Source organism: Saccharothrix sabaoui (assembly GCF_051756985.1).
Classification (GTDB): domain Bacteria; phylum Actinomycetota; class Actinomycetes; order Mycobacteriales; family Pseudonocardiaceae; genus Actinosynnema.
The window spans coordinates 18914-25149 of sequence record NZ_JBPKJK010000036.1 but is presented as its reverse complement, the minus strand read 5'-3'; the positions used below and the strand labels follow the sequence as shown (position 1 = coordinate 25149).

The window sequence follows — 6236 nt, the reverse complement described above, 5'->3', positions numbered from 1 at the left end:
GCCGACCGTGCCGCGGCCCCCGTCGAATGCCCGTCCCCTGGCCACTGGGGAAGACTCGGGTGCCCGATGGGGCCCGCTGGGTGGGCGCTGCGGACCGGAGCGCTCGACGATCCGCTGAACTGGCCCTGCGGGTTCCGGGGGTGGAACCGGGGAACGATCGGCCGCCGAATCCCGGCGCGCCGCGACGAAGGAGGAGTGGGATGGTCGCCGCAGACGCGGACACCGAGAACTGGTTCCTGTTGATGGACCCGACCTGGCAGCCGGAGAGCGAGGACGAGGCGCCGCCCCTGGAGGCGGTGGTGGGGTTGTGGCCGGTCGAGCCCGAGGGACAAGTGGGACGTTTCCGGGCGAACCCGTCGTACGTGCCGTCCGACCCCGATTCGCCGACCGACCCGCTGGACGCGGTGCTCCGCCTGTTGATGAAGGGCGAGGCCGAAGCGGAACAGCTCCAGTTGCTGCTGCGCGACTCGCTGTTCGACGTCGCGATGAACGGTGACGAGCGCCCGTTGGTCATGCGCTCCCCGGATGACGTGCCGTGCGTGGTGATCGCGACCTCCGAGGTGAACCGGCGCCGGGTGTTCTCCCCCGAGTGGCAGCGGATCGACCTGTCGGACCTGGTGGTCATGTTGGCCGACGGGGTGGACGTGCTGTTCAACCCCGGTGGTCCCGCCTCGGCGCGCCTGCTGGGCGACTTCATGCGGCGCACCCACGTCATGACGGAGGAGGACGTCGCCGCGGCCTACGAGAAGTTCCGCGACGGCCGCACCCTGGAGGTGGTGCCCTGGGACGTGCCGCCGGCGAGTGCGGCTGCGGACGACGTCGCGGGCACCGCGGTGGACGACACCGTGGGCACCGCGGACGACGTCGCGGGCACCGCCGACAGGGGTCCGGTCGTCACCGAGGTGGAAATTCCGGAGGTTCCTGCTGGTCAGGACCGTTCTTCATCTTCGTGAGGACTCTGGAGAACGCGTGTAGATCGGCTTCAGACGGCATGTGGTGACCATCGCGCAGACTCTCCCCAGGACAACAGGAGTCATTCGGAGGCAGCAGTGCGCAAGGTCAAAGTGGCTGTTCAGGCGGCGGACCCGTTGAGCTTGGCGGGGCTGGTCGGCCACCTCGAGGCACACCCGCAGGTGGTGCTGCTGCCCGGTGAGCAGCGCCACCTCGCGGAGGTGGCCGTGGTCGCCGTGGACCGGTTGACCGCGGAGGTGGTCGCCGGGATGCGGCGGGCGGCGGCCGAGATCGGCACGCCGGTCGTGCTGGTCGTGGCCGACCTGGAGGAGTCGGAGCTGCCGACGGCGCTGGAGTGCCGCGTGGTGGCCGTCCTGCCCAAGGCCGCGGCCACCAGCGAACGCCTGATCCACAGCGTGATGACCGCGGCGGCCGGTGACGGGCTCATGCCACCCAACCTGATCGGCGTGCTGCTCAAGGACCTGGAGCGGTTGCAGTGCCAGTTGCTGGAGGCGGACGGCGGTACGCCGCGCAACCGGCTCACGCCGCGCGAGGAGCAGGTGATGCGGATGATGGCGGAGGGCTTGGACACCGCGGAGATCGCGGTGAGGCTGTCCTACTCGGAGCGCACCGTGAAGAACGTCATCCACGGCGTGACCACCCGCTTCAACCTGCGCAACAGGCCGCACGCGGTGGCGTACGCCGTCCGCTCCGGCCTCATCTGATCCGGTGAGCCGCGCCCGCGTGCGGCGTGGGCGGCGCGAACACCGCCCACGCCCGGGTCGGATCACCCGGTCAACGCCCTGACCAGCCTCTCCTCCGCCCGGCGTGCGTCGAGCACCGCTCCGAGCGCCCGGTAGCCCGCCACCGCCTCCCGACAGGCGGCCTCGGCGTCGGCGCGTTCACCGACACCGACGAGCACCACCGCCAAGTCCTCCAGCGCCTCGGCCAGCTCCACCGGACGCCCGGCCAGCCGGTACCGGGTCACCGCGGTCCGCAGCGGCTCGGGGTCGCCGCGCAGCAACCCCCGGCAGCGCGCCTCGGCCGCGAACGCCCGCGCGGGCACCCGTTCCCGCGCCGCCTCGGTCGCGCACACCCGGTAGGCGAGTTCGGCGAGCTCCCGCGCACCGGCCGAGACGGCCGACCGCACGGCGTTGGGCATCCACTGGTGCCGCAGCGTCAGGTGCCCCGGCCGGTCGCACAGCAGCGGCTCCAGGTGCGCGAACACCTCCGCCACGTCCGCGCCCCCGCACTCGGCGACGTACGCCCGCGCGGCCAGCAGGAAGTCCGCGTGCTCCTGGTCCGCGACGAGCACCACCGGCTGGTCCGGCACCGCGGCCAGGTGGGCCCGCGCCTCGTCGAGCCGGTCCCGGCGTGCCTCGACCAGTGCCGCGATGCCCGGCACCAGCAGAGCCGGGCCGTGCCCCTGCGCACCGAGGTGGCCGACCACGTCCGCCGCGTGGCCGAGGCCGGTCAGGGCCTCGTCCCAGCGGCCCGTCCAGAACTCGTGCACCGCGGTGTACACGCGCAGGAACGTCGCGCTGGGGCCCCTGCGCGCCCTGGCGCGCGCGCTCCGCAGCGCCTGCGCGGCCTCGTCCAGCCGGTCCAGCTGCTGGAGCGTGAACGCCCGGTTCTCCAGCAGCACCGGCCGCAGCTCGTGCACGTCCTGCGGGTCGCCGATCATGGTCAGCGCCAGGTCGACCTGGGCCAGCGCCTCCACGTGGTCGCGCCGGGCCGTGCTGATCTGCCACAGCACGCGCAGCGAGTGGCTCATCGCGAACCCGTCGGCCGACTGCTCGGCCCGGCTGATGGCGTCGTGCGCGTGCCGCTCGGCGGTCTCCAGGTCGGCGAACCCGGACCGGTGGACGTCCGCCAGCAGCGCTTGCTGGCGCGTCCGGCACGGCTCGGGTGTCGCCTCGTTCTCCACGGCGACCCGCAGCGTGCCGGCCGCGGCTTCGACCCGGCCCTCACCGAGGTAGAGCATCGCCAGCACGCAGCGCATCTCCGCGGCCAGGTGGGCGTCCTTGGTCCGGGCGAGCACGGCCTTGGCCTCGCTCTCCGGCCGCTTGCCCTGCCAGAACTTCAACCACGCCGTCCACGAGGTCAGCCGGTCGCGTTGCGCCTCGCTCAAGGACGGCCGATCGGCCGCCGCGTCGACCAGCGCGACGGTCAGCTCCTGGTCCACCAGCATGATCTCGCGGACGTTGTCGGCCACCCATGCCGCGCTCCAGGCGTCCATGGTGGCGGAGGCCAGGTGGCGGGCGACCTGCAACGCCGGGGCGCCCGCGGAGTCCAGCGCCTGGGCGGCCTGCCGGTGCAGTGCGGCGCGCACCGGGTGCAGCATGCCCCCGTACAGGCTGTCCCGCACCAGCGGGTGCCGGAAGGCGAACTCCGGGCCCGCTTCGACCAGCACGCCCGCCGACATCGCCTCCTCGACCGGGGCGACCAGCTCGGACACCGGTCGGTCCACCAAGACCGCGACGTCACCGATGGCGAACTCCACGCCGAACAGCGATCCCGCGCGCAGCACCTCGATCGCGTCGGCGGACAGGAAGTCCAACCGGTCGGCGGGCACCGCACCCGCCCGCCACGTCGCGTCGTCCTCCTCCACCGCCACCTCGGCGACGCCCGAGCGCACCCGGATCGCATCGCGCCCCAGCAGGTTGTCCACGGCCCCGATCACGTACGACGGGTTGCCGCCGGCCTGGTCGACCAGGGCGAGCAGGCCCTCCGACGGCGTCGCCGCCAGGTGGCGGGTGACGAGTTCGACCACCGCCTCCTGCGGCAGCGGGGCGAGCCGCAGGACCTGGCCGCCCGATCCGCGCACGGCCTCCCGGAGCCGGTCCAGGTCATCCCGGCAGTGCACGGGGCGGTACGTGGCGACCAGCAGCAGCGGCAGCCGGCGGGTCGACCGGACGAGCCGGTCCCACACCAACGCGCTGCACTCGTCGGCCCACTGGAGGTCGTCCACGGCGAGGACCAGTGGGCCGCTCCGGCACAGCTCGGTCACCAGGTCGACCAACCTGCCGACCGCCTCCAGTTCCGGATCAGCGACACCGCTCTCCAGCAACGCCTCGGCCACCGCCGCGCGACGCGGGTCGGTCGACGTCGTGGTCACCTCCAGGCAGTCCAGCAGCAGGCGCAGCGGGAACCGCGCACCCAGCTCGTCGCCCTCGGCCCAGGCGATCGGCCGGTCCTGCCCGACCGCCTCGGCGAGCAGCGCGGCCACCAGGGCCGACTTGCCGATCCCGGGCTCGCCCTCGACCCACACGCTGCCGCCGCGCCCTTCGCCGAGGTCGGCCAGCGCGCCGCGCAGCACCGCCAGCTCGCGCTGCCGACCGGCCACGTTCGGCGGCGACGGCGGCTTGCGCACCGGGATGGTGGCGCGCAGCGGGGCGGCCGGCGCGATGATCCCGTGCAACAGCCGCTGGTACACCTCGAGCAGTTCGGCGCCGGGTTCGATGCCCAACTGGTCCGCGAGCACCCTGCGGGTGTTCCGGAACACCTCCAGCGCCTCGGCGTGCCGGCCCGCGGCGTGCAGGGCGGTCATCAACAGCGCTTGCAGCCCTTCCCGCAGCGGGTGCTCGACGACCAGCGGTGTCAGCGCGGTCACGACCTCGGTGTGCCTGCCCAGCCCCAGCGCCAGCTCGGCGCGCCGTTCCGCGGTCACCAGCCGCAACTCGGAGAGCCGGGCGCGCTGGGCCTGGGCGAACGGACCGGGCACACCGGACAGCGCCTCACCGCGCCACAGGGACAGCGCCTCGTCCAGTTCCTTCACCGCCGCGCCGGCGGCCAGCGAGTCGGCCCGCCCGCGGTGCGCCTCGAACCGCGCCACGTCCGTCGCCTCAGGCCCCAGGCGCAGTGCGTAGCCGGCCCCCGTGGAGACGAGGACCTCGGGTGCCGAGCGGGCGGACCGGTGCGGTTCCAGGAGCTTCCGCAGGCCCGAGACGTAGGTGTAGACGGACGCCTCGGCGTTGGCCGGTGGCCGGTCGCCCCACACGTCGGCGACCAGGTCGTCCAGGGCCACCGGTTGGTCGGCGCGCAGGGCGAGGACGGTGAAGACGGCTCGGCGGCGGGCGGCTCCCAGGTCGACCTCGGTCCCGCCGAGGAGCGCGCGCACCGGGCCGAGGAATTCTGCGGACAGCCGTTCGACAGCAGGCATGATTCGTCCAGGGGGCTCGACGGCGGACGACGGTTCGGTGCAGGGGAATCTCGGAGCTTAATGGTCGGCCGGGGTGGAAGCATTAACGGGAGATATCGACTTTGGCACCCGCGGTGAACTCGACAAAACGAGGAGACCGGTTCAGTGGCCCGGCACACCCCCGGACGGCGCGGCGGGGCACGGCGACCTGCCCGAGGAGGCAGCCCGTCCGACGTCGCGTTGTACTCCTCCGGGCGGGGTGCGTTCATTCGGTCCGACGCCTGAAGCCGACCGCGGTGAACCACCCCCTCGCCGTCGAGGTGTGACCAGGTGTCCGAAATGCCCGGTGGCGACCCGTGTTCCGGATCGCCACCGGGCATCGGCGTACCGGGGCCGCGCCGCCGGACCGACCGGCCCCCCGCTCCGCGGGTGTCGAAGACGGTGCCTTTCGGGCAACCGGGTGCGGCACAAGGCGCACCTACCGGGTTTGTTCCTTGTCGCCCCGGGCCGGGTGGGAAAAAGTCTGCGTTGTTCCGTCCGGAGTTGTTCTCGACCCGGAGTTGTTCTCGACCAAGGAGTCCGCCGCACATGACGTTCTCGAAGCGAATCAAGTCGACCGCCGTGGCCCTCGCCGCCGGGGTGGTGCTCAGTCTCCTCTCGATGGTGGGTGTGACCGGCACTGCGAACGCGGCGTCGACCGCGTTCAAGCTGTGCAACTACGGTTCCGGCTACTCGGCGGCCGCGGTGTTCCCGTGGCGCGGCGACATGTCGACCTACGCGGTGGCGCCCGGTGAGTGCGTGGAGATCGCCGCGGTCACCGACGAGCCGTTCTACGTGTCCTACGAAACGTGGACCGGCTACCGGTTCTCCAGCACCCTCGACCGCACCTACCCCTCCGGCCGCACGCTGGTCCAGACCTGGGCCGACGCCTCCTACGCCGTCTACGGCAAGCTGCCCTACTGACGGTGGTCCGTCCCGACGGCAAGCAGGGTCGCCCGCACCCCGGTGGGCGGCCCTGCGCGTCTGCGGTCCACACAGGAGTGTGGTCACGCGTGGCTCGTCTCGTTCGGGCAGGCGCGCACAACCCAACGTGCAACGAGCACCCGGACGGGTTGAAGGTTCGCCGCAGCAGTCGTGAAGGTGG

Annotated in this window: 4 protein-coding genes; 3 read left to right on the top strand and 1 reads right to left on the bottom strand. The window is 72.9% G+C overall.

Annotated elements, in window-relative coordinates; translation table 11 throughout:
- Positions 1 to 200: 200 nt before the first annotated feature.
- Both ACR807_RS14045 and ACR807_RS14040 read left to right on the top strand, forming a co-directional pair.
- On the top strand, positions 201 to 953 hold the full coding sequence (locus ACR807_RS14045; protein WP_438921731.1) for a type VII secretion system-associated protein: 753 nt from the start codon (positions 201 to 203) through the stop codon (positions 951 to 953).
- A gap of 96 nt (positions 954 to 1049) precedes the next feature.
- Positions 1050 to 1676 carry a helix-turn-helix transcriptional regulator gene (locus ACR807_RS14040; protein WP_438921730.1) on the top strand — a complete coding sequence of 209 codons (627 nt, stop codon included), beginning with the start codon at positions 1050 to 1052 and terminating at the stop codon, positions 1674 to 1676.
- Positions 1677 to 1738: 62 nt separating this feature from the next.
- Here the strand turns inward: ACR807_RS14040 and ACR807_RS14035 are convergent, their stop codons facing one another.
- A complete protein-coding gene (locus ACR807_RS14035; protein WP_438921729.1) occupies positions 1739 to 5113 on the bottom strand; it encodes an ATP-binding protein in 3375 nt (1124 codons plus the stop codon).
- Between the two features lie 567 nt (positions 5114 to 5680).
- On the opposite strand from ACR807_RS14035, the gene ACR807_RS14030 reads away from it, so the two are divergent.
- Positions 5681 to 6055, top strand: coding sequence for a hypothetical protein (locus ACR807_RS14030; protein ID WP_438921728.1), 375 nt, complete (start codon positions 5681 to 5683; stop codon positions 6053 to 6055).
- Positions 6056 to 6236 lie beyond the last annotated feature (181 nt).